This is a genomic window from Micromonospora sp. NPDC004336, from assembly GCF_053602615.1.
Map to the genome: position 1 here is coordinate 1 of NZ_JBSGDY010000047.1, position 25,264 is coordinate 25,264.

Annotated in this window: 21 protein-coding genes, 1 tRNA gene and 1 riboswitch; of the genes, 7 read left to right on the forward strand and 15 right to left on the reverse strand. The window is 73.1% G+C overall.

Going from position 1 to position 25,264, the window contains the following annotated elements; translation table 11 throughout:
* A partial coding sequence (locus tag ACWENR_RS12945; protein WP_452277184.1) for a pyridoxamine 5'-phosphate oxidase family protein occupies window positions 1-563 on the reverse strand: 563 nt, incomplete at its 3' end.
* Window positions 564-641: 78 nt separating this feature from the next.
* Here ACWENR_RS12945 and dcd point away from each other — a divergent pair.
* Window positions 642-1,220 (forward strand): dCTP deaminase, encoded by a 579-nt coding sequence (gene dcd / locus ACWENR_RS12950; protein ID WP_452277185.1) that lies wholly within the window; start codon window positions 642-644, stop codon window positions 1,218-1,220.
* A gap of 54 nt (window positions 1,221-1,274) precedes the next feature.
* On the opposite strand, the gene ACWENR_RS12955 is transcribed toward dcd, so the two are convergent.
* Window positions 1,275-2,315, reverse strand: coding sequence for an NlpC/P60 family protein (locus tag ACWENR_RS12955; protein WP_452277186.1), 1,041 nt, complete (start codon window positions 2,313-2,315; stop codon window positions 1,275-1,277).
* 12 nt (window positions 2,316-2,327) lie between these two features.
* Window positions 2,328-2,463: riboswitch (cyclic di-AMP (ydaO/yuaA leader) on the reverse strand.
* A gap of 238 nt (window positions 2,464-2,701) precedes the next feature.
* Here ACWENR_RS12955 and ACWENR_RS12960 point away from each other — a divergent pair.
* A complete protein-coding gene (locus tag ACWENR_RS12960) occupies window positions 2,702-4,723 on the forward strand; it encodes an N-acetylmuramoyl-L-alanine amidase (RefSeq protein ID WP_452277187.1) in 2,022 nt (673 codons plus the stop codon).
* Window positions 4,724-4,817: 94 nt separating this feature from the next.
* Here ACWENR_RS12960 and ACWENR_RS12965 read toward each other — a convergent pair whose 3' ends face one another.
* The 5 genes from ACWENR_RS12965 to ACWENR_RS12985 form a co-directional block, all read right to left on the reverse strand.
* The gene (locus tag ACWENR_RS12965; protein ID WP_452277188.1) at window positions 4,818-5,831 is read right to left on the reverse strand and encodes a C40 family peptidase; all 1,014 of its coding nucleotides are present in this window, start codon (window positions 5,829-5,831) and stop codon (window positions 4,818-4,820) included.
* 129 nt (window positions 5,832-5,960) lie between these two features.
* A complete protein-coding gene (locus ACWENR_RS12970; protein WP_452277189.1) occupies window positions 5,961-7,004 on the reverse strand; it encodes a hemolysin family protein in 1,044 nt (347 codons plus the stop codon).
* Window positions 6,997-8,310, reverse strand: a complete 1,314-nt coding sequence (locus ACWENR_RS12975; RefSeq protein ID WP_452277216.1) for a hemolysin family protein — start codon at window positions 8,308-8,310, stop codon at window positions 6,997-6,999. The genes ACWENR_RS12970 and ACWENR_RS12975 overlap by 8 nt, the downstream gene beginning before the upstream one ends.
* 164 nt (window positions 8,311-8,474) lie before the next feature.
* A complete protein-coding gene (locus ACWENR_RS12980) occupies window positions 8,475-10,670 on the reverse strand; it encodes a (Fe-S)-binding protein (protein WP_452277190.1) in 2,196 nt (731 codons plus the stop codon).
* A 431-nt stretch (window positions 10,671-11,101) separates the two neighbouring features.
* Window positions 11,102-11,365 carry a cell division protein CrgA gene (locus ACWENR_RS12985; RefSeq protein WP_091100210.1) on the reverse strand — a complete coding sequence of 88 codons (264 nt, stop codon included), beginning with the start codon at window positions 11,363-11,365 and terminating at the stop codon, window positions 11,102-11,104.
* A gap of 228 nt (window positions 11,366-11,593) precedes the next feature.
* Here ACWENR_RS12985 and ACWENR_RS12990 point away from each other — a divergent pair, with 228 nt between their 5' ends.
* The 4 genes from ACWENR_RS12990 to ACWENR_RS13005 are packed head-to-tail and all read left to right on the forward strand — an operon-like array spanning window position 11,594 to window position 15,218.
* The gene (locus tag ACWENR_RS12990; protein WP_452277191.1) at window positions 11,594-12,400 is read left to right on the forward strand and encodes a DUF881 domain-containing protein; all 807 of its coding nucleotides are present in this window, start codon (window positions 11,594-11,596) and stop codon (window positions 12,398-12,400) included.
* Window positions 12,397-14,274, forward strand: a complete 1,878-nt coding sequence (locus ACWENR_RS12995) for a class E sortase (RefSeq protein WP_452277192.1) — start codon at window positions 12,397-12,399, stop codon at window positions 14,272-14,274. Before ACWENR_RS12990 ends, ACWENR_RS12995 begins: the two co-directional genes overlap by 4 nt.
* A 3-nt stretch (window positions 14,275-14,277) precedes the next feature.
* Window positions 14,278-14,559, forward strand: a complete 282-nt coding sequence (locus tag ACWENR_RS13000; protein WP_452277193.1) for a hypothetical protein — start codon at window positions 14,278-14,280, stop codon at window positions 14,557-14,559.
* Between the two features lie 8 nt (window positions 14,560-14,567).
* Window positions 14,568-15,218, forward strand: coding sequence for an aminodeoxychorismate/anthranilate synthase component II (locus tag ACWENR_RS13005; RefSeq protein WP_452277194.1), 651 nt, complete (start codon window positions 14,568-14,570; stop codon window positions 15,216-15,218).
* Window positions 15,219-15,347: 129 nt separating this feature from the next.
* Here the strand turns inward: ACWENR_RS13005 and ACWENR_RS13010 are convergent, their stop codons facing one another.
* From ACWENR_RS13010 to ACWENR_RS13045, 8 genes are all read right to left on the reverse strand, one after another.
* Window positions 15,348-16,049 (reverse strand): SanA/YdcF family protein, encoded by a 702-nt coding sequence (locus ACWENR_RS13010; RefSeq protein ID WP_452277195.1) that lies wholly within the window; start codon window positions 16,047-16,049, stop codon window positions 15,348-15,350.
* The gene (gene pknB, locus ACWENR_RS13015; RefSeq protein ID WP_452277196.1) at window positions 16,046-17,839 is read right to left on the reverse strand and encodes a Stk1 family PASTA domain-containing Ser/Thr kinase; all 1,794 of its coding nucleotides are present in this window, start codon (window positions 17,837-17,839) and stop codon (window positions 16,046-16,048) included. The genes ACWENR_RS13010 and pknB overlap by 4 nt, the downstream gene beginning before the upstream one ends.
* The gene (locus tag ACWENR_RS13020; protein ID WP_452277197.1) at window positions 17,836-19,230 is read right to left on the reverse strand and encodes a protein kinase domain-containing protein; all 1,395 of its coding nucleotides are present in this window, start codon (window positions 19,228-19,230) and stop codon (window positions 17,836-17,838) included. The genes pknB and ACWENR_RS13020 overlap by 4 nt, the downstream gene beginning before the upstream one ends.
* A 1-nt stretch (window position 19,231) precedes the next feature.
* Complete coding sequence (locus tag ACWENR_RS13025) at window positions 19,232-20,737, reverse strand: peptidoglycan D,D-transpeptidase FtsI family protein (protein ID WP_452277198.1); 1,506 nt, start codon at window positions 20,735-20,737, stop codon at window positions 19,232-19,234.
* Window positions 20,734-22,170 carry an FtsW/RodA/SpoVE family cell cycle protein gene (locus tag ACWENR_RS13030; protein WP_452277217.1) on the reverse strand — a complete coding sequence of 479 codons (1,437 nt, stop codon included), beginning with the start codon at window positions 22,168-22,170 and terminating at the stop codon, window positions 20,734-20,736. The genes ACWENR_RS13025 and ACWENR_RS13030 overlap by 4 nt, the downstream gene beginning before the upstream one ends.
* A gap of 84 nt (window positions 22,171-22,254) precedes the next feature.
* A complete protein-coding gene (locus ACWENR_RS13035; protein WP_452277199.1) occupies window positions 22,255-23,679 on the reverse strand; it encodes a PP2C family protein-serine/threonine phosphatase in 1,425 nt (474 codons plus the stop codon).
* The gene (locus ACWENR_RS13040; protein ID WP_091100238.1) at window positions 23,676-24,161 is read right to left on the reverse strand and encodes an FHA domain-containing protein FhaB/FipA; all 486 of its coding nucleotides are present in this window, start codon (window positions 24,159-24,161) and stop codon (window positions 23,676-23,678) included. The genes ACWENR_RS13035 and ACWENR_RS13040 overlap by 4 nt, the downstream gene beginning before the upstream one ends.
* 6 nt (window positions 24,162-24,167) lie before the next feature.
* The gene (locus ACWENR_RS13045) at window positions 24,168-24,956 is read right to left on the reverse strand and encodes an FhaA domain-containing protein (RefSeq protein WP_091100240.1); all 789 of its coding nucleotides are present in this window, start codon (window positions 24,954-24,956) and stop codon (window positions 24,168-24,170) included.
* A 225-nt stretch (window positions 24,957-25,181) separates the two neighbouring features.
* Between ACWENR_RS13045 and ACWENR_RS13050 the strand changes: the two genes are divergently transcribed.
* Window positions 25,182-25,264, forward strand: a tRNA-Leu gene (locus tag ACWENR_RS13050).

The window sequence follows — 25,264 nt, forward strand, 5'->3', positions numbered from 1 at the left end:
GCGCCCCACCCCGCGTCTCTGGCGGCCGGGCGCGGGGCGGCGTGGCCGCCGCCCAGCGGCCGCGTCGCGGGGGCAGCGCCGGGGACGGCCGCGGCGGGGTCGAGCCAGACCTGGACGGCCGGCCGCCCGTGCCCCTCGCCCGCCCCGCCCGCGACGCCCGGCTCCCGACGGGCGAGCATCGCCACGTCGACGGTGAACTCGAACAGGCGCCAGTCGACCAGCGGAGTGGCCCGGTGGTTGCGGGCCAGCCGGGCCACCCGGGCCGGATCGGTCACCGGCCGGGCGTGGCCGGCCACGTAGGCCTCGTCGTCGCTCTCCTCCGGCGGGAACGAGTGCAGGGCGTAGCGGCCGTCGCGCTCCAGGTCGCGGCGCTTCGGCGAGTCGACCACGAAGCAGAAGAGGCCCTCGTCGGTGATCACCGGGGAGACCGGGTGGACCCGGGGGCCGCCGTCGGCGCGGACGGTGGCCAGGTAGCCGAAGCCCGGCCCGTACTGCTGCATGAGGGAGCGGATCCCGTCGGCGAGGCGGGGCTCGTCGGCGGCGAATTCGGACCAGGAAGCCATGCCGACATTCTATCGAACACGTGTACGAACAGGTAGTCCGACACGCAGGTCACGCACATCGCTCGCTATGGTGTTCCGATGCTGCTCTCCGACCGCGACCTGGTCTCCGAGATCAAGGCGGGCACGCTCGCGCTGGAGCCCTTCGAGCCGACGCTGGTGCAGCCGTCCAGCATCGACGTACGCCTCGACAGGCTGTTCCGGGTCTTCAACAACCATCTCTACACCCACATCGACCCGGCCATGCAGCAGGACGACCTGACGTCGATGGTCGAGGTGCCCGAGGGCGAGCCGTTCGTGCTGCACCCGGGCGAGTTCGTGCTCGCCTCGACGCTGGAGGTCATCTCGCTCGGCGACCAGCTCGCCGGGCGGCTGGAGGGCAAGTCGAGCCTGGGCCGGCTCGGCCTGCTGACCCACTCCACCGCGGGCTTCATCGACCCCGGCTTCTCCGGCCACGTGACGCTGGAGCTGTCCAACGTGGCCAACCTGCCCATCACCCTCTGGCCGGGGATGAAGATCGGCCAGCTCTGCATCTTCCGGCTCTCGTCGCCGGCCGAGCACCCGTACGGCTCGGCGGTCTACGGCTCCCGCTACCAGGGGCAGCGCGGCCCGACCCCGAGCCGCGCCTGGCAGCACTGGCGCACCTGGCCGACCCGCTGACCCGACCGGCGGGCCTGCGGAGGGCCCCCGCCGCGCAGGGGCCCTCCGCACGGTTCAGCCGGGCCGGCCGTAGCTGTGGATCGGGCCGTCGTCGACCTTCTTCATCTTGACCGGCACCCCGGCGCGGGAGGCGTGCACCACCCAACCTCCGCCGACGTACATGCCGACGTGGTGCAGGTCGCTGTAGTAGAAGACCAGGTCGCCCGGGCGCAGCTCGCCCCGGCTGACGGTGGCGGTGACCCGGCGCTGCTGCGCGGCGTTGTGCGGCAGCGAGACACCCGCCTTCGCCCAGGCGGCGAGCATCAGGCCCGAGCAGTCGTACGAGTCGGGCCCCTCGGCACCCCAGACGTAGGGCTTGCCGATCTGGGCGCAGGCGAACTTCACCGCCGTGCCGGCCCCGCCGCCCGGATAGCTGGCCGGGCAGGGGGCGGGCCGCAGCGGGCCGCCCCCGCCGCTGCCGTAGATCCGCAGCCGCAACTTCTGCAACCGGTCGATCTCGGCGTTGATCTGCTTCTTCTTCGCCGCGAGCTGGGCCTCGGTCCGGCCGAGCTGGACGACCATCTCGTCCAGCGGCGCCTTCTTCGCGGCCAGCCGGTCGCGCAGCTCGGCGACCTGCCGCACGTCCTGCTGCTGGTGCTGGGCGAACCGGTCGAGCAGTTCGAGCTGCCCGACCATCTGGTCCGGCGAGCGGCTGCCCAGCAGGGCGTTGACGGCGGAGACGTTCTCGCCCTTGTAGGCGCGGACGGCCAGCGCGTTGACCTTCTCCATCGCCTGGTCGACCTGCTCCTGGAGCGGCGCGATCTGCCTGGCGAGCGCGTCGGCCTGCCGGCGCCTGGCGGCCAGGTCCTGGCGGGTGGCGTTGTGTCGTTCGATGATCGGTTCGAGCTTGTTCCAGTCCTCGTCGATCTGGCGCTCGATCTCGGCGACCGTCGGTTCGGCGTGGGCCGCCGTGGCGCCGCCGGTCAGGACGACGGCGAACGCGGCCAGGGCGGCGAGGGCGGTGGTGCAGCGGTACCAGCGTGGGCGCGGCGCAGCCGTCGTCGGGCCGGCGATGACCGGCCGTGCCGACGGTGGCCGCGGGGCATGGTGTGCCACCGGGGTCCGTACTCCTTCTTCCCGTACCGCCTACCGGGTTAGCTGACGGGTTCGGGCGGGAAGGGGACGCCCTACCGCAGAGGCTGCGGATTCACCCCGGGTACCTGGGTCCCCGGCTCGCTCGGGAGCGACTCGGCGGTGTCGGACCGTCACCGCCCCGGATGGGCGGACTGTCACCGGCCCGACGAATGACCAGAGTAGAGACGGTCGTTATCGATCCGCAACCCGTCGCGCCGTGACACACCGTATTCACCTGGGCCGAGGGAACGCGCAACCCCGGCAACGAAGATTTTCTTCCTGTTGAATAGAGAGATCGAAATGTATTGACGAGAGCCGCCGGCCGGAGCGAAGGTGACCCCACATCCGCCCGTAGAACTGGGGGTCTGATGCACCTGACAGCGACATCGAGGAGCAGACGCGTCCTGCTGGCCGCCGCCGTCGCGGCAGCTCTGGCGGCGACGCCGCTCACCGCCGCCGGATCCGCCGCCGCCGCGCCGACGGCCGACCGGCAGCAGCAGTACGCCGCCGCGTCCGCCGAGTACGGCGTGCCGGAGAGCGTCCTGCTCGGAGTCTCCTACCTGCAGTCCCGCTGGGACACCAACGCCGGCACACCGAGCACCAGCGGCGGCTACGGACCGATGCACCTCACCGACGCGGAGCACGTCGCCGCCCAGTCGGGGGGCACCCACCACGACGAGGGCACCGAGGACCCGCGCGGCGACGACTCCCGCCCGTCCCTGGCCGAGGCGCACGAGCCGCCGCCCGCGGCACCCCCCGCCGAGGCCGCGCTGCGGACGCTCGACGCCGCCGCCGAGCTCACCGGCGCCAGCGAGGAGGCACTGCGCACCGACGTCACGGCGAACATCCGGGGCGGGGCGGCGCTGCTGGCCGCGTACCAGAGGGAGATCGGCGCCCCGGTCGGCGCCGACACCGACCCGGCGGCCTGGTACGGCGCGGTGGCCCGCTACTCCGGCGCGGACAGCGCCGACGCCGCGGCGGCCTTCGCCGACGAGGTCTACGGCACCATCAACACCGGCGACAGCCGGCTCACCGACGACGGGCAGCGGGTCAGCCTGCCCGCCCGCGTGGTGCAGCCGCAGCGCACCTGGCTGGACCGGCTCAACCTGCGCAAGCTCGCCCGGCCCGACGGGCTGGAGTGCCCCGACACCATCTCCTGCGAGTGGATCCCGGCGCCCTACGAGAAGTACGGCCCCGGCGCGGGCGACTACGGCAACCACGACCTCTCCGACCGGCCCAACCGGCAGAAGATCGAGTACATCGTCATCCACGACACCGAGGGCTACTTCGGGCCGAGCGTCAACCTGGTCAAGGACCCGCGGCGGGTGGGCTGGCACTACACCTTGCGCTCGGTGGACGGCCACATCGCCCAGCACATCAAGACCAAGGACGTCGGCTGGCACGCCGGCAACTGGTACGTGAACTCGAAGTCCATCGGCCTCGAACACGAGGGCTTCGCGGGGCACGGCACCTGGTACACCGAGGCGATGTACCGCACCTCCGCCAAGCTGGTCCGCCACCTGGCACTGCGGTACAACATCCCGCTGGACCGGCAGCACATCATCGGGCACGACAACGTCCCCGGCACCGTGGCGTCGACCGTGCGCGGCATGCACTGGGACCCGGGCCCGTACTGGGACTGGTCGCACTACTTCGACCTGCTCCGGGCGCCCTTCAGGTCAACCGGCACGCCGCACACCGGGCTGGTCACCATCGACCCGGACTTCGCCACCAACCAGCCGGAGTTCACCGGCTGCAACCGACAGCCGCCGGGCGTGCCGAACCCGCCGCCGCCGGTGGCTCCGTGCCCGCTGCGCGGCTCCTCCGCGGTGATCCTGCACAGCGCGCCGAGCCACGACGCGCCGCTGGTCAACGACATCGCGCTGCGGCCCGACGGCACCCCGAACACCATGTACGTCTCCGACCACGGGGCCCGGGCCTCGGCGGGGCAGACGTACGCCCTGGCGGGGGTGCAGGGAGACTGGACCGCGATCTGGTACCTCGGCCAGAAGGCGTGGTTCCACAACCCCGCCTCGAAGCCGACCGCGAAGTGGTCCGTCGGCTTCGTGGTGACCCCGAAGGCCGGCAAGGCCACCATCCCCGTCTACGGCCGGGCCTACCCGGAGCAGGCGGCCTACCCGGCCGGCGTGCCCTACCAGGCGATCTCGCCGCTCCAGTACACCCTCTCCGCCGGCCAGCGGTACGCCGTCGGCACCGTGCTCCCCGGCGAGTACTACCGGGCCGTCACCTTCGACGGATCCGCACCGGGTGACTGGACGGTGATCCGCGGCGACAACAGGTACGTGCAGATCCAGTTCGGACACCGGATCATGTACGTCGACCTGGCCGACGTGAACCTGCTGCCGTCCCCACTGGGCGCGCCCGGCTGACCCGTCCCGACGGTCCCGGCGCAGGCCGGCCCGAGCACGACGAGGGCCCCCGGTCGACTCGACCGGGGGCCCGCTCGCGCGGTGGTGCGCCGGATCAGCCGGGCCTGCGGAACCCGGCCACCGGCATGGTGTTGATGCTGGAGACGTTTACCGGCTTGCCGGCCCGGGGCGCGTGCACCATCTTGTCGTTGCCGAGGTAGAGGCCGACGTGGTGCAGGTCGCTGAAGAAGAAGACCAGGTCACCCGGGCGCGCCTCGGAGCGCGGGATGGCCTTGCCCTCGTTCCACTGGGCGCCCGTGAAGTGCGTCAGGTGGATGCCCGCCGCCTTGTAGGCGTACTGGGTCAGACCGGAGCAGTCGAACGAGTTCGGGCCGGTCGCCCCCCACACGTACGGGTCGCCGACCTGGGCGCACGCCGTCCGGATCGCGGTCCGGGCCGCGTCGCTGACCACGCCGTTGATGGTCGGGCACTTCTCCGTCTTGACGGTCGTCACCGGCAGCGACGCCTCGAGCTTCTTGATGTCGGCGTCGATCTGCTTCTTCTTCGCCGCCAGGTCGTTCTGCTGCTTCGTCTGCGAGACGATGAGCGCGTCGAGCTTCTGCTTCTCCGCGTCGTACTTCTCGCGGACCTTGGTCACGCCCTCGAGCTGCCGGCGCTCGTTCGCGGCCAGCCGGTCGAGGAGGGTCAGCTGCTCGGTGAGCGCGTCCGGCTTGGCGCTCACCAGCAGCGCGCCGATCTCCTGCGACGGGCCGGAGATGTAGTAGCGGGAGGCGAGGTCACCGACCCGGTCCATCGCCAGCTCGGTCTCCAGCGCCAACGGCTGGATCTTCTTCTGCAGGTCCGCCGACTTCTTGCGGTTGACCTTCAGCTGCGCCCGCACCTTGTTGTACTGCTCGATGGTGGGCTCCAACTGCTCCCACTTCTTGTCGATCGCCGCCTCGATCTCGTCGACCGAGGGCTCCGCGTACGCGGGGGCGGCGATCGCGCCGGCGCCGACGACCGCGGCGGCGACCAGGGTGAGCAGACGGTGGGCGGCCCGGCGCAGGCCACCCGGACGAGCAGACCGTCCCGGTGCGTGACGATGAGGGGGCATGGTTGCCACCGGCACCGACTCCTTTTGCAACCCGACCGCCGGGCGCCTCGCGCGAGGGAAGAGGGGCGAGACAGACGACCCACAGCGGCCGGTGCCCAACATTAGGGAAGGCACGGTGCGGAATCAAGGCGACCATCGTTCACATCACGGCTGCGCGACCGCTTGCGTACCAAGGGTGTCGGCCCGACGGCCGACGATGGCGGTCAATACGTCGTCCAGCGTCACCACGCCGAGCGGCCGGCGACCGTCGCTGACCAGCACCATGTGCCGCCGCTCGCGGCGCATCGACAGCAGCAGGTCGGCGAGCGTACGGTCCGGCGGCACCACCGCCAGCGGCCGGTAGACCTCCGCCGGCACGGGGGCGCGCCGGCTGACCCCGGCGTACCCGAGCACGTCCTTGACGTGCACGAAGCCGAGCACCCGGCGGGTGGACCGCTGCACCACCGGAAAGCGCGACCGGCCCGTCCGGGTGGCCAGCACCTCCAGCGAGGCCGGCGAGACGTCCTCGGCGACGGTGGTCACCGTCGACCAGGGTTGCAGGGCGTCGACGGCCGTGCGGGTGTGCAGGGCGAGCGCGCCCGTGATCCGGGCGTGCTCCTCGGCGTCGAGCAGCCCCTCCGTACGCGCCTGCGACACCAGCCCGGCCAGCTCCTCGGCGGTGAACACCGTCTTGACCGCCTCGGTGGCCTCGATCCGCCACAGCCCCAGCACCCGGCGGGCCGCCCACTTCATCGCCAGCAGCAGCGGCTTGGTGGCCAGGCAGAACGCCAGCATCGCCGGCCCCAGCCAGAGCGCCGACGGCTCCGGCCCGGCCAGCGTGATGTTCTTCGGCACCATCTCGCCGACGACCGTGTGCAGGAAGACCACCACGCCGAGGGCGAGCACGAACGCCACCGGATGGACCGCCCGGTCGGGCAGGCCGACGGCGTGGAACGCCGGTTCCAGCAGGTGCGCCAGGGCCGGCTCGGCGATCGCGCCCAGCCCCAGCGAGCAGACGGTGATGCCGAGCTGCGCCCCGGCGATCATCAGGGGGATCTGGTTCATCGCCGACAGCGCCCAGCGGGCCCGCTTCGAGGTGGCCGCCAACGGCTCCACCACCGTGCGCCGGGACGCGATCAGCGCGAACTCGCTTCCCACGAAGAACGCGTTGCCGAGCAGCAGCGCCACCGTGAGCAGCAACTCAGGCATCGGCGCCCGGCTCCTCCGGCCCGACCACCCGGACCTGCTCGATCCGGTGCCGCTCCACCTCCACGACGGTGAACTCGAAGCCGGACTCCTCGACCGTCTCCCCGGCCACCGGAATGTGCCCGAGCCGGGCCATCAGGAAGCCGGCCAGCGTCTCGTACGGCCCCTCCGGCAGCCGGAACCCGGTCTGCTCGGCCAGCTCGTCGGAGCGCAGCACCCCGTCGACGAGGACGGTGCGCTCCCCGCCCGGCACCGTCAGCTCCACCCGGTCGGCGTCGTCCACCGCTGCCGGGTCGAACTCGTCCGCGATCTCGCCGACCAGCTCCTCCACCAGGTCCTCGGTGGTGACCACCCCGTCCGTGCCGCCGTACTCGTCGACGACGATGGCGAGGTCCGCGCCGGCGGCCCGCAGCGCCGCGAGCACCCCGTCGAGGTCCAGGCTCTCCGGCACGTACACCGGCTCGCGGGCCACCGACGCCACGGTGGTGTGGTCCCGGCGGGCCGGCGGCACGCCCAGCGCGTCGGGCACCCCGGCGACGCCCGTCACGAGGTCGAGGGTCTCCTCGTACACCGGGAACCGGGTCCGCCCGGTCCGCCGGGACAGCGCCAGCAGCTCGGCGACGGTGGCCGTGGCCCGCAGCGCGACGACGTCCACCCGCGGGGTCATCGCCTCGGCGGCCCGCTTGTCCCCGAAGCGGATGGTGCGGCGCAGCAGCATCGCGGTGTCCGGCGGCAGGGCGCCGGCACGGGCCGAGATGGCCGCCAGCAGCCCCAGCTCCTCCGGCGAGCGGGCGCTGGCCAGCTCCTCCTGCGGCTCGACGCCGAGCAGTCGGACCAGGCGGTTGGCCGAGTCGTTCAGCCCCCGGATCAGCCAGCCGAAGGCGCGGGAGAAGCCGCGCATCGGGCCGGCCGCGGCGAGCGCGGTCGGCATCGGCCGGGCCAGCGCGAGGTTCTTCGGCACCAGCTCGCCGAAGAGCATGGAGAGCAGCGTGGCCAGGGCCAGGGCGAGGAACGGGGTGAACCGGCCGGCGGCGTCCCCGGCGACCGGCCGCAGCAGCGGGGTGAACAGCCGGGCCAGGGCGGGCTCGGCCAGATAGCCGGTGAGCAGGGCGGTGAGGGTGATGCCGAGCTGCGCCCCGGAGAGCTGGAACGACAGCTCGCGCAGCGCCCGGCGTACCGTCGCGGCCCGGCCGTCGCCCGCGGCGGCGCGCCGCTCGATCTCCGGCCGGTCCACCGTGACCAGGGCGAATTCGGCCGCGACGAAGAACGCGTTGCCGCCGGTCAGCAGCACGAAGCCGACCAGGGGCAGCAGCGTGGTCAGCAGCAGCCCGTCGATGCTCGCCTCACCTCGGCGCGATTCTCGCACGCGGCGGCGGCCCGGGCACGGCCGCGAATCCGGGGGCCGCCGTCCCCGGGGAACGACGACGGCGGCGGCACCGTCGGGTGCCGCCGCCGTCGATCACACGGTACGGGTCAGCCGGCGACCGGGGCCGTCTCCTGGGCGCCCGACGCCTGCTCGGGCTTCACCGAGCGGAGCAGCACGCTGGCCACGTCGACGACCTCGACCTGCTCGCCGGCGTCCTTGCCGTTCACGCCGTCGTTGAGCATCGTCGAGCAGAACGGGCAGCCGACGGCGACCGTCCTCGCCCCCGTGGACATGGCCTCCTCGACCCGGTCCACGTTGATCCGCTTGCCGATCTTCTCCTCCATCCACATCCGGGCGCCGCCGGCGCCGCAGCAGAAGGAGCGCTCGCTGTTGCGCGGCATCTCGGTGAGCTCGCCGGCGATCGCGCTGCCGAGCACCTCGCGCGGCGGGGCGAAGACCCGGTTGTGCCGGCCCAGGTAGCAGGGGTCGTGGTAGGTCACGCCGCCATCGACCGGCTGCACCGGGGTGAGCTTGCCGGTGGCGACCAGGTGGGCCAGGAGCTGGGTGTGGTGGACCACCTCGAACTCGCCGCCGAGCTGGCCGTACTCGTTGCCGAGGGTGTTGAAGCAGTGCGGGCAGGTGGCGACGATCTTCCGCTTGCTCTTCTCCCGGCCCTCGAACGCCTCGTTGAGGGTCTCGACGTTCTGCTGGGCGAGCATCTGGAAGACGAACTCGTTGCCGATCCGGCGGGCCGGGTCGCCGGAGCACGTCTCGCCCTCGCCGAGGATCGCGAACTTCACGCCCGCCTCGTTGAGCAGCGTGGCGACCGCCCGGGTGGTCTTCTTGGCCCGGTCCTCGAACGCGCCGGCGCAGCCGACCCAGAAGAGGTACTCGAAGTCGTCGACCTCGCCGACCCGGGGCACCTCGAAGTCCAGGCCCTTGGTCCAGTCCTCGCGGGTGTTCTGCGGGGCGCCCCACGGGTTGCCCTTGTTCTCCAGGTTGCGCAGCATCACGCCGGCCTCGGAGGGGAAGCTCGACTCGATGAGCACCTGGTAGCGGCGCATGTCGACGATGTGGTCGACGTGCTCGATGTCGACCGGGCACTGCTCGACGCAGGCGCCGCAGGTGGTGCAGGACCAGAGCACGTCCGGGTCGATGACGCCGCCGTCCTCGGCCGTGCCGATGAGCGGCTTGTCGCCCTCGGCCAGGGCCAGCACGTCGACGTGGGCGAGCTGGGCGGCGGTGGCCTTCTCCTCGCCGGTCAGGTCCTTGCCGCCGCCGGCCAGCAGGTAGGGCGCCTTGGCGTACGCGTGGTCGCGCAGGCTCAGCACCAGCAGCTTCGGCGACAGCGGCTTGCCGGTGTTCCAGGCGGGGCACTGCGACTGGCAGCGGCCGCACTCGGTGCAGGTGCTGAAGTCGAGCAGGCCCTTCCAGCTGAACTGCTCGACCTGGGCGACGCCGAACTGGTCCTTCTCCGGGTCGGCCTCCTCGAAGTCGAGCGGCTTGCCCTGGCTCGTCATCGGGCGCAGCGCGCCGAGGCCGGAGCCGGCGCGGCCCGGGTCACGCTTGAAGAAGATGTTCGGGAACGCCAGGAAGCGGTGCCAGGCGACGCCCATGGTGACGTTCAGCGAGATGACGATGAGCCAGGTCATCGAGATGATGATCTTGATGACGGCGGCGACGCTGACGCCCGCCTCCCAGTTCGGCAGCAGCCCGCCCACCGCGTGGCTGAGCGGGGTGGCCCAGACCGGGTACTCGAAGTGGTCGGTGGCGACCTTGAAGCCCCGGATCAGGAAGCCGAAGATCAGGACCAGCAGCACGATCCACTCGACGAAGTAGCCCTGCCACATGGTGGAGCCGGTGAACCGGGAACGGCCGCCCGGCCGGGTCGGCCGGTTCCGCAGCCGGATCGCCATCAGCACCACGATGCCGACGATGCCCAGGATGCCGATCAGCTCGGTCACGCCGCCGTAGAGCGCCCAGCCGCCGATCAGCGGCAGCCCGCCGGTCGGGGAGACGACCTCGAAGTACGCCTCCAGCACGAGCAGCGACAGCACGATGAAGCCGACCATCACGAACCAGTGCGCCGCGCCCACCACGCTCCAGCGGAGCATCCGGGTGTGGCCGGCGGTCTCGACCAGCATCGTCTTGGTGCGGGTGCCCTTGTCGTCGAACCGGGTCGGATCGGGCTGACCCAGCCGGATGACGGCCGTCATCTTCATGACCGCGCGTACCGCAAGCCACACCGCCACGGCGGTGATGGCGAACGCGAGGATCGTGGTGACGATCTGGACGCTGCCCATCGAGTTGGCCTCCCGGTCTGCTGCCTGTCGAGCGGCTCGGCGACCGGGGCCGGAATCAGGGGCGGTCGGCGAGCCGCCGCCACCGCACCCTCGACCGGACCGGTCGATGACCTAGCTCCGCTCGGTCATGCAGTGCAGCCTACGCGCAAGGTTACCCAGCGGTAACGTGAGTTATCCCGCACTCCGGCCGCGCCGCCCTGCGCACACCTTAGGTGCCCCGGCCCGAAACCGCCGGGCAGGGGCGCCACGGAGTGACCTGATCCCCGGGATGCCGCCCGCGACCGCCGCGAACGCCCGGGCACGGCTCGGGACGGCGACGCGGACGCTCGGCACCGGCGACGTGGACGCCCGGCACCGCCGACACGGGCGGCAGGACGCAGCGCCGGAAGGCGGCGCGGACGCCCGGCGCCGGCGACGCCGGGCGGCGGGCCTCAGCGCCAGCGGGAGAGCAGGATCAGGGAGGCGACCATCGCGCCGAAGCCGACCGCGAGGTTCCAGTAGCCCCACGACATGACCGGGTATTCCTGCTCGGAGAGGTAGTAGACCACCAGCCAGCCGATGCCGAAGACGATGAGGGCGACCGCCGAGATCGGCAGCCACACCGGGCTAGGCTTGCGCGTCGCCGCCGTCGCCGTCGGACGGACGTCCGTCGGCGGGGTGTACACCTTCTTCTTGCGGACCTGAGACTTGGGCACGACGCTCTCCAGAGGGGGTGACGACCTCGTCCGGCCTGACAACCGGGCGCGGGGGCGACGGTCCATGGCCAATAATGTTCGACAGCTAGCGTAGTCCCGAAGACCCGTCCAAGCCACGAATGGGGTCAGGCCGGTGCTCGGAGTGACCGAAAAAGGCGGGACTGTTCGGGTCGCCGCACCGGCCCGCGCCTCGGCGGGCTGAACCAGACGACGGGGAAGGAACGCTCGGTGGAGTACACATCCGGCGCGGCCTCCTGGCAGAAGGTGCTCCGGCGGGCGATCGCCGGCCTCCTGCCACGGCGCCCACGGCAGCGACGGCCGGGCTGGTCGATCGGGGTGCCGCTGATCGCCGCCGCGGCCGGGCTGCTCTTCACCACCACGGCCACCACGGCCGGCGGCACCGCCCTGCGGGAGGACCGGCGGCCTCAGCTCAACCAGTTGATCGAGGACCGGCGGGCGGAGGTGGCCGCCAGCGAGCAGCGCGCCGCCGCGCTGCGCGGCGAGGTCGAAGACAGCACCACCGCGCTGGCCAGCGCGGGCGGCCCGATCAAGGAGCAGCAGGACAGGGCGGCCGCCAGCCGGGAGGCCGCCGGGTTCACGGCGCTCACCGGCCCCGGGGTGACGGTGGAGCTCAACGACGCTCCCCGCAGCAACGACGGCTCCCTGCCCGCCGGGGCCACCAACGACGACCTGGTCGTCCACCAGGGGGACGTGCAGGCGGTGGTGAACGCGCTCTGGGCTGGTGGCGCCGAGGCCATGTCCATCATGAACGTCCGCGTGCTGTCGACCAGCGCGGTACGCTGCGTGGGTAACACCCTGCTGCTGCACGGCCGGGTGTACTCCCCACCATTCAAGATCGTAGCAATCGGCGACCCCGCCGCCCTCCAGCGGGCCCTCGCCGACTCCGAGGGAGTCCGGTTGTTCAGGGACCTGGTCGACGACTACAAGCTCGGTTACAAGGAGACCGTCTCCACCGTGGCCGTGCCGGCGTTCGAGGATTCGACCACCCTGCGGTCGGCGACGGTGCCGCGGTGAGCCGCGTGCCCGACGACTGGCCGGAGGAACGCGACGGCCGTCACCGCGACCAGGGTGACGGCCCCACGGCGTTCCTGCCCAGGGTCGACCGGCCCGCCCCGACGCGCCCCGCCCGGGCCGGGGCCTGGCCGGAGCCGGTGCTGCCCCGTCCGCACGCTCCCGGCCCCTCGCCCGACGACGGTCACCCGCCCGTCGGCTGGCCGCACGCCTCGCCCGACCCGACCCGACCCGCCGACGCCGTCCGGCCCGCCGGCCCGACCCGCGAGCCGGGCCGCCCGGCGAACCCGGGCCGCTTCGCGCCCGGCCCGGAAGCGGCCCGACCCACCACCAACCCGGCCCGGCCCGTCGATCCGGGCCGCCCCGGCGCCGGCCGCCCCGGTCCCGCCGGCTTCGGCCCGCCCGCAGGTCACGCCGACGGCCGGCCGGCGGCCGGCCCCACGGACCTCGGCCCGGCCGCCGGCCGCACCGACCACCGTCCGTTCGCCGGGCACGACGACTTCGGCCCGCCCGCCCACCGGCCGGGCACCGGCCCCACGGAGCACGGGCCGGCCGCCGACCGCACCGACCACCGTCCGTTCGCCGGGCACGACGACTTCGGCCCGGCCGGCGCCCGTGCCGACCACCGGCCGGGCACCGGCCCCGCCGACTTCGGGCCGCCCGCCGGCCGGGATGCCGGCACCCCGCCGCCCTGGCCGGGCAGCGGCCCGGTCCGGCCGGCCACCCCGCCGCAGCCGGCCCCACCGGTCGACGTCCTCCGGCAACCGGACCCCGCCCGGGGCGCCGGCCAGAGCGACGGACGGCCCCTCCGCCCGCCCGTCGACCGGCCCGCCGCCCAGGCCGGTCCGCCCACCACCGACGGGCCCACCGCCTTCATCCCGCCGGCGGGCGCGCGGCCCGCCGGGCCGTCGGCCCCCGGGTCGCCGGCCGCGCCCGAACGCTCCGCCGACCCCGGGGCCACCGCCGTGATCCCGGCGGTCCCCGGGCGTACGCCGGGCAGCGGCCAGGGCGCCCTCGTCGAGTCGACCGCCCTGATGGGGGCCGTGCCGCGCCCCCCGAAGACGGACGAGCCGGAAACCTCGTACGCTCCTCCCCCGGAGCAGGCGCGGCCGCGCCGGGGCGAGCGGGTCGTCCAGCTCCGCCCCGAGCAGACCGGCGAGGGCTACAAGAGCGTCTACTCCGAGCTGACCCGGCCCACGCTGGGCTCGCGGCTGCGCACCGGCATCCGCGTCACCGGCGAGGTGCTGATCACCTTCGGCATGGTGGTGCTGCTCTTCGCCGGCTACGAGGTGTGGGGCAAGTCGGCGATCGTCGACGCCCACCAGAACGACCTCAGCCAGCAGCTGGCGCAGGCGTGGGGGCCGGAGGGCGACCCGACCGTGGCGCCGTCGGCCAGCGCGTCCACCAAGCCGAAGCCGCCCGTGCAGGGCAAGCCGATCGCCGGGCTCTACATCCCCAAGCTGGACAAGAACTGGGTCGTGGTCGAGGGCGTCACCCAGAAGGACATCCGGTACGCGCCCGGCCACTACCCGTCAAGCGCCATGCCGGGCCAGGTGGGCAACTTCTCCGTCGCGGGGCACCGCAACCGGGCCACCTTCTGGCGGCTCGACGAGCTCGACGACGGCGACGCCATCGTGGTGGAGAGCAAGACCGACTGGTACGTCTACACCGTGACCCAGAGCCGGATCGTCCGGCCCACCCAGGTCGAGGTGGTGGCGCCCGTGCCGGGCAAGCCCGGGCAGAAGGCGACCAAGCGGATGCTCACCCTGACCACCTGCAATCCGAAGTTCGACAACTACCAGCGCCTGATCATCCACGCCGAGTTGGCGCGTACCCAGCCCAAGTCGGCGGGCCGGCCGACGGAACTGGGAGGCTAGGCGGTGTACGGCTGGATCTGGCGCAAGCTGCCCTTCGGGCTGCCGGGCAAGCTCGTCGGCAGCCTCCTGATCGCCAGCGTGATGGTGGCCCTGCTCTGGTACGTGGTCTTCCCGTGGGCCGAACCCCTGCTGCCCTTCGACGACGTGCAGGTCACCCAGGATTCCGGCGATCCCGCCGGTGACGTGGTGCCGGGCGGCGACGGGGAGTCCACGCCCGGCGACGGGCACGACCTGCCGTACGACACCGAGCGGAACAACACCCCGCCCCCCTCCCCGGACGAGTGAGCCCCCTGATGCGTGTCCTGGTGATCGACAACTACGACTCGTTCGTGTTCAACCTGGTCCAGTACCTGGGCCAGCTCGGCGTGGACTGCGAGGTCCGGCGCAACGACGAGATCGACGTCGCCGAGGTGGGCAGGGTCGGCGCGGCCGGCGTACTGCTGTCGCCCGGTCCGGGCAGCCCCGACCGGGCCGGCATCTGCCTCGACGTCATCCGCCGGTACGCGGGCGAACTGCCGATCTTCGGCGTCTGCCTCGGGCACCAGGCGATCGGCGAGGCGTTCGGCGCCACCGTGACCCGCGCGCCCGAGCTGCTGCACGGCAAGACCTCCGAGGTCAGCCACCAGGGCGTCGGGGTGCTCGCCGGCCTGCCCGACCCGTTCACCGCGACCCGCTACCACTCGCTCGCGGTGCTGCCCGAGACGCTGCCCGAGGAGCTGGAGGTCACCGGCTGGACCGGCTCCGGGGTGGTGATGGCGATGCGCCACCGGACGCTGCCGATCGAGGGCGTGCAGTTCCACCCGGAGTCCGTGCTGACCGAGGGGGGCCATCTGATGCTGGCGAACTGGCTCGCCGCCTGCGGCCACCCGGAGGCGCTGGAACGCGCCCCGGAACTGGCCGCCGAGGTGGACGCGCGCCGACGCGCCGCCTTCGCCGCCGGCTGAAGCTCCCCCCGCGCCGCCTTCGCCACCGGCTGAAGCTTGGGCGCGCCGCCTTCGCCGCCGGCTGAGGCTCCGGCGTGCCGGCCCGCCGGGCCGGTGCGGCGATCCGGGGGCGACGACGGACGCCACGGGTCAGCCCGCCAGCGCCTCCCGGACCGCCGGGCTCGCCGGCGAGCTGACGGCGGGCGGCCGGCGACGCACCGCGTCCCACGCCGCCTTGCCGCTGGCGAGGTAGTCGCGGACCCCCTTCCCGACGAGCAGGACGGGCCCGCAGCCGGTGCAGCGGGCGGTCACCCCCTCGGCGTCGATGCCGAGGTGTCGACACAGCGTCACCGCCCGGGACAGGTGGTACGACTGGGTCACGACCAGGGCCCGCTCGACCCCGTACACGTCGCGCGCCCGGGCACAGCTGTCGTAGGTGTCCAGGCCGTACGGGTCGGCCACGACGCGCCGCGGATCGACGCCCAGCCGCTCGGTCAGGTAGGCGGTCATCACCGTCGGTTCGTCGCCGGACGTGCCGCCCCCGTCGCCCGACACGAGGACCACGCGGGCCCGCCCGCTGTTCACCAGCTCGGCGGCGGTCTCCAGCCGCCCGGTGAGCCGGTCCCCGGGTCGGCTACGGTCCGCCGCCACCGCCGTGCCGAGGACGATCACCACGTCGGCGGCCGGCGCGTCGGCCGCGTCGTGCAGGTGGCCGCGGGCGGCGGCCGTCGTCCACAGCCAGGGCAGGCTGGCGAGCAGCAGCACGGCCAGGCCGAGAGCCGCCGCGCGGATCAGGCGTCGCCGCCAGCGGGACGACCGGCCCTGCGGCCCCGCCGCCCCCGCCGGGGTCACCGCTCGGGAAGCCGGGCCGGTGGGGTGGTCGGCAGCGGAAGCCCGCCGCCGCCGCCCGACGGGGGCGTGCTGGTCGGCGGGGTGCTCGGCGAGTCCGTCGGCGACGGGTCGGCCTGCGGGACGCTGACCACGATGGTCACGGTCCTGCCCTTCGCGAGGTTCGAGCCGGGCCGCGGGTTCTGCGAGAGGACCCGGCCGGCCTCGGCCTCCGGCACCTCCCGGCCCTGTTCGACGTCGACCTCGTAGCCGGCGTCATCCAGTTCCTCCTTGGCGTCCTTCTCGGTGGAGCCGACCACGTTCGGCACCCGGCCGACGTTGCCCTTGGAGACGGTGAGGGTCACGACGGCCTTCTCGGCGACCTGCTTGCCCTCCTCGGGCGACACCTCCAGGACGATGCCCTCCTGCTGGGCGCTGTCCTTCGACTCCTTCTTGACCTGGAGGCCCGCCGCCTCGAGCCGCTGCTTCGCGTTCTCGTAGGTGGCGCCCTTCAGGCCGATCGGGATGGCCACGGTGGCCGGGCCGCCGCAGACCTGGACGACGACCTCCTGGTTGGCCTCCAGGGAGGAGTTGCCGGTCGGCGTCTGGTTGACCACCTCGCCCCTCTTGCAGGTGGCGTTGAAGATCTGCTCGCCCGCCCTGGGCACCAGGTCGGCCTGCTCGATCCGGGTGAACGCCTCCTGCTGGGTCAGGCCGGTCACCGTCGGGACGGTGACCCGGTCCTCGCCCTGGTTCAGCAGGGCGGCGGCGAGGGCGATCACGGCGAGCACGCCCACCGCGGCGAACATCGCGATCAGCCAGGACGACGCCTTGCGGCGCCGCGGGTCGCCGACCCGGGCCGGCATCTGCCGGGTCTGCGGGGCGCCGGGGGCGCCCGCGTAGCCGCCGGCGGCCGGGGCGAGCTGCGCCGTCTCGTCCTGCGGCAGCACCGGGGTCGCCATCACCGGGCGGCCGGCGGCCGCGCGGAGCAGGTCGGCCCGCATCTCGCCGGCGCTCTGGTAGCGGTTGAGCGGGTTCTTCGACAGCGCCTTGAGCACGATCGCGTCGACCGCGGCGTTCACGTCGGGGTTGATGTCGCTGGGGGTCGGCGGGGTCTCCCGCACGTGCTGGTAGGCCACGCTGACCGGGCTGTCCCCGACGAACGGCGGGTGCCCGCAGAGCAGCTCGAAGAGCACGCAGCCGGCGGCGTAGACGTCGGAGCGGGCGTCGACCGCCTCGCCCCGCGCCTGCTCCGGCGAGAGGTACTGCGCCGTGCCGATCACCGCGCTGGTCTGGGTCATCGTGGTGGCGCCGCTGGCCAGCGCCCGAGCGATGCCGAAGTCCATCACCTTGACCTGGCCGGTCTGGGTGAGCATCACGTTGCCGGGCTTGATGTCCCGGTGGATGATGCCGTGCCGGTGGCTGAACTCCAGCGCCGCGCACATGTCCGCGCAGATCTCCAGCGCCCGGCGCGGCTGGAGCCGCCCCTCGACGCCGAGGACCTCCTTCAGGGTCCGCCCGTTGACGAACTCCATCACGATGAACGGCAGCGTCTCGCCGGTCGGCGCGGTCTCCTCGCCGGTGTCGTAGACGGCGACGATCGCCGGGTGGTTGAGGGACGCGGCGTTCTGCGCCTCGCGGCGGAACCGCATCTGGAAGGTGGCGTCCCGGGCGAGGTCGGTCCGGAGCATCTTGATCGCGACGTCCCGACCGAGCCGGAGATCGCGACCGCGGTGCACCTCGGCCATGCCGCCATAGCCGAGGAGCTCGCCGACCTGGTACCTGCCACCGAGCAGGCGGGCCTGCGCTGTCATCGCGTCTGTCGTCCTTCGCTCGTCGTCTCGTCGCCGCCCGGCCGGGGCAGTTCCTGTCGACGGTACGACGTTCCGGCCGGATCGTCGCGTCCGTCGGGCCGCAGCGCGCCGGAGGTCACCGTCTGCGGGGCGACCGGGCCGGCCTGCGACCGCTCCCGCAGGTTGTAGGAAATCACGCCGGAGCAGACGAGGACCAGCACGGCCAGGAGGATGGCGAGCAACACCATCCCGGGCCGCGACCGTTGCCCGCCGGGCGGGGGCGCCTGCGGCGCGGCCTGGCCCGCGTACGCCATCGGGCGGGCCGGTGGCACGGGCGCGGCGCCGCGCGGGTAGCCGGGCGGCGCGACGGGCGGGCGGGACACCGGCGCGGCGGGCGCGACCACCGTGGGGCGGTGCGGCGCGACGGCCGGGCGGGGCGCCGCCGCCGGCGGGCGCGGCGACTGCGGGGCGACGGTCGGCGGCCGGTGCGGAGGCGCCGGCGGGCGGGCCGTCGGCACCTGGGCGCGGCCGGGCGGGGCGGCCGGCGACGCCGGTGCGGCCGAGACCGGACGACCGCCGGCGCGGGCCTGCTGGGAGAGCTGCGCCTTGAGCTGCCGGGCCACCCCGGCGAGGGCGGCCGCGCTGGGCCAGCGGGCGGCCGGGTCCTTCGCCAGCGCCCGCTCCACCACGGCACGCACCGGCGGCGGGATGTCGGCGGGCAGCGGCCGGGGGGCCTCCCGGACGTGCCGCATGGCGATCTCGAGGGGGTTCTCGCCCTCGAACGGGCGCCGGCCGGCGAGGCACTGGTAGGCCACGACGCCGAGCGCGTAGACGTCGGAGGCGGGCGTGGCGACCCCGCCGGTGGCCTGCTCCGGGGAGATGTACGAGGCGGTGCCGAGCACCGAGCCGGCCGCGGTGAGCTGGGCGACCAGCTCCGACCGGGCGATGCCGAAGTCGGTCAGCACCAGGGTGCCGTTGGGCCGGACCAGCAGGTTGCCCGGCTTCACGTCCCGGTGCACGATGCCCTTCACGTGCGCCGCGTGCAGCGCGTCGGCGGCCTGGGCGACCAGCGCCATCGTGCGGGCCGGGGTGAGCCGGCCGACCCTGGCCAGGGTGGCCGACAGCGCGTCGCCCTCGACGTACTCCATCACCAGGAAGGCGATCTGCTGGTCGTTGCCGAAGTCGTAGACGTCGACCACGCCGGGGTGGTTGATCGTGGCCATCGTGCGGGCCTCGCCGCGGAATCGCTCGGCGAAGTCGGGGTCGTCGAGCAGCGCGGGGAGCAGGCTCTTGACCGCGACCGTCCGGCCGAGCACCTGATCGGTGCCGCGCCAGACGTCGCCCATGCCACCGCTGGCGATCCGCTCGTCGAGGCGGTAGCGGTTGCCGAGCTGCACCCCGGGACTGAGCATGTCAGCGGCCCCCGGGATCGGCGATCGCGGCCCGCATGATCTGCCCGGCGATCCGGGCCGCCTCGGCGCTGCCGCCCGGCCCCGCCTGCTCCAGCACCACGCAGACCGCGGAGACCGGGTTGCCGTCCTTGTCGAGGGCGAAGCCGATGAACCAGCCGTGGTCGGGCCGGTCGGGCGCGGACTGGGCGGTGCCGGTCTTGCCCCCGACGGTGTAGCCGTCGATCCGCGCGTTGCCGCCCGTGCCGTTCCTGACGACGCTGACCATCATCTCCCGCAGGTCGCCGGCGACCTGACCGCTGACCGGCTGCCGCAGCTCCTTCGGCTTGGCCGTGTAGTAGCTCGTGGTGCGGTCCGGGGCGAGCAACTGGCGGACCAGGTACGGCCGCATCTGGCTGCCGTCGTTGGCGACGGCCGCAGCGATCATCGCGCCCTGGAGCGGGGTCATCCGCACGTTGTTCTGGCCGATCGAGGACTGCGCCAGCGCGGCCGGGTCGGTGCTGCCGTCCGGGTTCTGCATGTCCCCGGTCCGGCTCGCCGCCACCGGGTGGCCGCCCTCGCCGAGCTGGCCGACGGTGAGGTCCTCCTGCTCGAAGCCGAACTGCCGGGCCTTCTCCTTGACCTTGTCCGCGCCCAGCCGGACGCCGAGCTTGGCGAAGCCGGTGTTGCACGACTCGGTGACCGCGCTCATCAGCGTCACCTCGGACTCCGGGCAGATGGAGGGCGCCGCGTTGCGGATCGGCGAACCCGAGGTCGGCGGGGTGTAGCTGGAACCGGCCGAGATCGACGTGTCCTGACCGATGCCGTTCTCCAGCGCGGCGGCGGCCACCACGATCTTGAAGGTGGAGCCCGGGGGCAGCACCTCGCCGAGGGCCCGGTTCTTCAGCGGGCCGGCCGGGTCCCCCTCCAGCTTGTTGTACGCGGCCGTCGCCTCGTCGGTGTCGTGGCTGGCCAGCGGGTTGGGGTCGTAGCTCGGGATGGAGACGAGCGCCTGCACCGCTCCGGTACGCGGGTCGACGGCGACCGCCGCGCCCTTCGGGACGTCGAGGCGGTTGTTCCGCAACTGCTCGTACGCGACGTCCTGCGCCCGCTTGGAGAGGGTGAGCAGCACGTTGCCGCCGCCGGTGTCGTTGCCGGTGAACATGTCCTTGACCCGGTTGGCGATCAGCGCGTCGCTGGTGCCCGCCAGGAAGTCGTTCTCGAACTTCTCGATGCCGGTGTCGGCGAGGTTGACCGGCTTGTAGCCGAGGACGTGCGCGTACTTCGCCCCGGCCGGGTAGGTGCGGCGGAACTTCAGCTCGCCGTTGGTCTCCTTGCTGGTGGCGAGCGCGGTGCCGCCGGCCTCGATGTTGCCGCGCTTGCGCTCGTACTCGGCGACCTGGACCCGGCCGTTGTAGTCGCTCGTGCGGTATTCGTCGGCCTTGTAGGCCTGGATCCAGTTCAGGTTGGCGAAGAGCAACCCGAAGAGGACCATCACGACGACGCCGACGCGGCGCAGGGGTGCGTTCACGGCCTGATCACCTCCGTGGGGGCACCGTGCAGCTGCTCCGGCGGGCCGCCGGACGGTCGGGCCGCCTTGCCGCCCCCGCCGGTGACGGGCCGGCGGGCCCCGTCGGAGATCCGCAGCAGCACCGCGATGAGCAGCCAGTTGGCCATCAGCGACGAGCCGCCGGCGGAGAGGAACGGGGTGGTCTGGCCGGTGAGCGGGATGAGCTTGCTGATCCCGCCGACGATCACGAAGACCTGGAGCCCGAGGGTGAAGGCCAGGCCGCCGGCGAGCAGCTTGCCGAACGAGTCGCGGACCGCCAGGGCCGCCCGCAGGCCCCGCTCGACGATCAGCAGGTAGACGACGAGCAGCGCGGAGAGGCCGAACAGCCCGATCTCCTCGCCGATGCCGGCGAAGATGAAGTCGTTCTGCACCTCGGGCAGCTTGCCGGGCTGGCCGCCGCCCGGCCCGGCGCCGAACATGCCGCCGGTGCCGAGCGCGAGCAGGCCCTGCACCAGCTGGTAGCCGTCCACGTAGGGGTCGGCGAACGGGTCCAGCCAGATCTGCGCCCGCAGGTAGAAGTTGGCGAACGGCCCGCCGACGAGGTCACCGAGGACGTACGCCAGGTAGGCGCCGCCGAAGAAGAGCACCAGGCCGATGAGCAGCCAGCTGACCCGCTCGGTGGCGATGTAGAGCGTCACCACGAACATGCCGAAGTAGAGCAGCGAGGTGCCCAGGTCCTTCTCGAAGACGAGGACCAGGACGCTGACCAGCCAGACCGCGACCACCGGGCCGAGGTCGCGCCCGCGCGGGAAGTCGATGCCGAGGAAGCGGCGGCTCGCCAGCGACAGCACCTCGCGCTTGCGCACGAGGTAGTAGGCGAAGAAGACCAGCAGCGCCAGCTTGGCGAACTCGCCGGGCTGGATCGAGAAGCTCTCGCCGAACTTGATCCACAGCTTCGCGCCGTTGATCTCGGAGAAGCGGCTCGGCAGCACCGCCGGGATCATCACCAGCACGATGCCGGCCAGCCCCAGGGTGTACGCGTAGCGGGAGATCGAGCGGTGGTCGCGCATCACGACGAGCAGCCCCGCCGCGAGGATCACCGACAGGAGCGTCCAGGCCAGTTGCCGGCCACCGTTGCCGGCGAAGACGGCCAGGTCCGCCCGCTCGGCGGGGACGGCGTCGCCCAGGTCGAGCCGGCGCAGGAAGCCCACCCCGATGCCGTTGAGCAGGGCGACGGCCGGCAGCAGGGCCGGGTCGGCGAAGGGCGCCAGGAACCGGATCACCAGGTGCAGGCCGAGGAAGACGGCGGTGAGCGCGGCGGCCGGCATCCAGAAGTCGGCGGTGACGGTGTCGAGCACGTTCGCCTCGACCATCGCCCCGTACGCGGCCACCAGCACCATGGCCAGCAGCAGCAGCGAGAGTTCGGCGTTACGCCGGGACCGGGCCAGGCGCACGCCGGGCTGCTCGCCCGTGGTGGCGGGCGAGGGTGCCGGGATGGCCGCTGCGGTCACGGATCGTCCTCCGATTCGAGCCGACGCTCACTCCGGCGACCGGCAGGCGGCCGGGTCGAGCGTCGGCGTGACCGGGTCGGAGGGCGTGGCTTCGGGCGTGGTGGTCGGCGCGGCCGGCGTCGCCGAACGGCCGGCGGCCGTCGGGTTCGTGCTGGCCGACGGCGTGGGCGTCGCCGCGCCGCCGGTCGGCGTCGGGGTGGTGACGGCCACCGCGCTCGGGCTGGGCGGGCAGACCGGCTTCAGGTTCGGGTTGGTCGGGCTGTCGCTGGTCAGCTCGGCCAGCCGACGCTCGGCGTCCGGCTCGCTCTTGGCCGGGATGCCCTGCTTGACCTGCTCCTGCGCGGCCAGCGTGAGGTCGTCGAGGTCGGCCGGGCTGGTGGAGTGCACGGTGGAGAGGTCCATGCCGGCGATCTCGCCCTGGATCCCCCGGAACACCGCGACCTGGCCGTCCTCGGTCGCGCCGACGTAGTACTGCCGCTGGGTGTAGCTCCAGCCGCCGAAGACGGCCCCGCCGAGGAGCACCAGCAGCGCCAGCGTCATCGCGGCGGCGCGCACCGGTCGGTGCTTCGGGCGGTCCGGCTCGTCGTCGTCGCCGGCGGGCTCCTCGGGAGCGGGGGGTCGCGGGGCGTTGAGCGCCGACGCGCGGGCGGCGGGGGTGGAGACGTCGGCGGAGGTCGCCATGCCCCGGTCGCGGGCGGCCGCGCCGCCGACGATCGGGCTCGCCTCGACGATGTCCTGGTCGCTGGCGTCCGCGATGATCACCGTGATGTTGTCCGGCCCGCCGCCGCGCAGGGCGAGCTGCACCAGCCGCTCGACGCACTGCTGGGGGTCGGCGTACTCGCGCATGGTCTCGGCGATCGTGTCGGCGCTGACCACGCCCGAGAGGCCGTCGCTGCAGATCAGGTAGCGGTCGCCCGGGAGCACCTGGCGGACGCTGTATTCCGGGTCGATGTCGCGGCCGTCGAGCGCCCGGGTGAGCAGCGACCGCTGCGGGTGGCTGCTCGCCTCCTCGGCGCTGATCCGGCCCTCGTCGACGAGCATCTGGACGTACGTGTCGTCCTTGGTGATCTGCGCGAACTCGCCGTTGCGCAGGAGATAGGCCCGCGAGTCGCCGATGTGGACCATGCCCAGCTTGCTGCCGGAGAAGAGGGTGGCGGTGAGCGTGGTGCCCATCCCCTCCAGCTGCGGGTTGGCGTCCACGGTGTCGCGGAGCTGCTGGTTGGCGGTGCCCACGGCCGAACGCAACGCGTCGACGAGGGCGTCACCCGGGACGTCCTCGTCGAGCGGCGCCATGGCACCGATGACGATGTTGCTGGCGACGTCACCGGCGGCCATGCCGCCCATGCCGTCGGCGACGGCGAGTAGCCGCGGCCCGGCGTAGACGGAATCCTGGTTACCGTCTCGGATCAGACCGCGGTCGCTGTGGGCCGCATAGCGCAGGGTCAGAGTCATGGCCGTAATTCGAGAGAAGTGCGGCCGATCCGGATCGGCACGCCGAGGGGGACGGGGGTTGGTCCGGTGACCTTAGCGCGATCGAGGTACGTGCCGTTAGTCGAGCCGAGATCCTCGACGAACCACTGCCCGTCACGGGGCACCAGCCGGGCGTGCCGTGCCGAGGCGTAGTCGTCGGTGATGACGAGGGTGGAATCCTCGGCCCGACCGATCGTGATCTGCGCTTCCCCGAGGGTGATCCGGGTGCCGGCCAGCTGGCCGGCGGTGACCACGAGCTGGTGCGCCGCCCTGCCCCGCTTCGCCTTCGCCGGCTTCCCCGCCTGCCCGAGCGAGGCGCCGACCGCCCGCGGGGCGGCCACCAGCCGGCCCGACCGGGCACCCGCGAAGAGGTCCCGGCGGATCACGCCGACCACCGTGAACACGAAGATCCACAGCAGGATCAGGAACCCGAACCGGGCGACGGTGATGACGAGTTCCGGCAAGGCGGATCAGCCGTCCACGCGGAAGGTCAGCGTCGTGGTGCCGAGCTGGATCATGTCGCCGGGGTTGAGCGCGACGGCGGAGACCCGCTGGCCGTTGACCATCGTGCCGTTGGTCGACCCGAGGTCGGTGAGCACGACCTGGCCGCCGTCGAAGTCCAGCCGGGCGTGTCGCCGCGAGATGCCGACGTCGGGCAGCCGCAGGTTGGCCTGGTCGCCGCGGCCGATCACGGTCGAGCCCATCTGGAGCGGGTAGGTGCGCCCGTCACCGGAGACCAGCCGCACGTTGCGGCTGCCGCCGTGGCCGGGCGGGGGACCGTAGCCGCCGCCCTGGTCGTAAGCGGGGTAGGCGGGCGGGCCGGCGTCGTAGCCGGGCGCCGAGACCGGGGCCACCTCGCCGCCGGTGTAGACCTCGGCGGTGACCCGGAACATGCCCGTGTCCAGCCCCTCGCCGCGCTCGATCTCGACGATCACGTCGCCGTAGACCGTCCAGGCCTGCTCGCCGATGAACTCCGCCTGCGACTGGGCCAGCTCCTGGGCCAGCGCGGCGGCGTACGGCGCCAGCCGACTGTGGTCGTAGGGCGAGAGATCGATCACGTAGCGGTTGGGCACCAACGTGCGCCCACCGGCCAGGATCGCCTTGTGCGCCTCGGCCTCCCGCTGCATGGCGTTGAGGATCTCCACGGGGTGGACCACCCCTTTGAAGACCTTGGCGAAGGCTCCCTCGACCAGGCCTTCCAGACGCTTCTCGAAGCGTTGCAGCACGCTCACCGGCTCCTCCTCGGGTCCCGAGGACATGATGGTATCCGGCCGGCGGGCGCGCAGCTCACACGCCGCTCGGCCGGCTGACGGCGGCCCGTTCGGAAGGGCCCCTGCTGTCGTGCTACTCTTTCGTCCGCCACGAACGGTACCGCCTCACAGACGGTAACCGATCGGGGCAACGACCACGGACCGCGTAGGATGTCCGGGGCCCGCTGGAGACAGCAGGACCGGCACAGACTACAGTGTTCGAGGTCAAGCCACGGGGAAGTGGCGGAATGGCAGACGCGCACGGTTCAGGTCCGTGTGCCCGAAAGGGCGTGGGGGTTCAACTCCCCCCTTCCCCA

Excerpts from the sequence above, each read along its gene's own strand:
- dcd (WP_452277185.1), top strand. The coding sequence starts at position 642 with ATGCTGCTCTCCGACCGCGACCTGGTCTCCGAGATCAAGGCGGGCACG.
- ACWENR_RS12960 (WP_452277187.1), top strand. The coding sequence starts at position 2,702 with ATGCACCTGACAGCGACATCGAGGAGCAGACGCGTCCTGCTGGCCGCC.
- ACWENR_RS12970 (WP_452277189.1), bottom strand. The coding sequence starts at position 7,004 with ATGCCTGAGTTGCTGCTCACGGTGGCGCTGCTGCTCGGCAACGCGTTC.
- ACWENR_RS12980 (WP_452277190.1), bottom strand. The coding sequence starts at position 10,670 with ATGGGCAGCGTCCAGATCGTCACCACGATCCTCGCGTTCGCCATCACC.
- ACWENR_RS13005 (WP_452277194.1), top strand. The coding sequence starts at position 14,568 with ATGCGTGTCCTGGTGATCGACAACTACGACTCGTTCGTGTTCAACCTG.
- pknB (WP_452277196.1), bottom strand. The coding sequence starts at position 17,839 with ATGACAGCGCAGGCCCGCCTGCTCGGTGGCAGGTACCAGGTCGGCGAG.
- ACWENR_RS13020 (WP_452277197.1), bottom strand. The coding sequence starts at position 19,230 with ATGCTCAGTCCCGGGGTGCAGCTCGGCAACCGCTACCGCCTCGACGAG.
- ACWENR_RS13035 (WP_452277199.1), bottom strand. The coding sequence starts at position 23,679 with ATGACTCTGACCCTGCGCTATGCGGCCCACAGCGACCGCGGTCTGATC.
- ACWENR_RS13045 (WP_091100240.1), bottom strand. The coding sequence starts at position 24,956 with ATGTCCTCGGGACCCGAGGAGGAGCCGGTGAGCGTGCTGCAACGCTTC.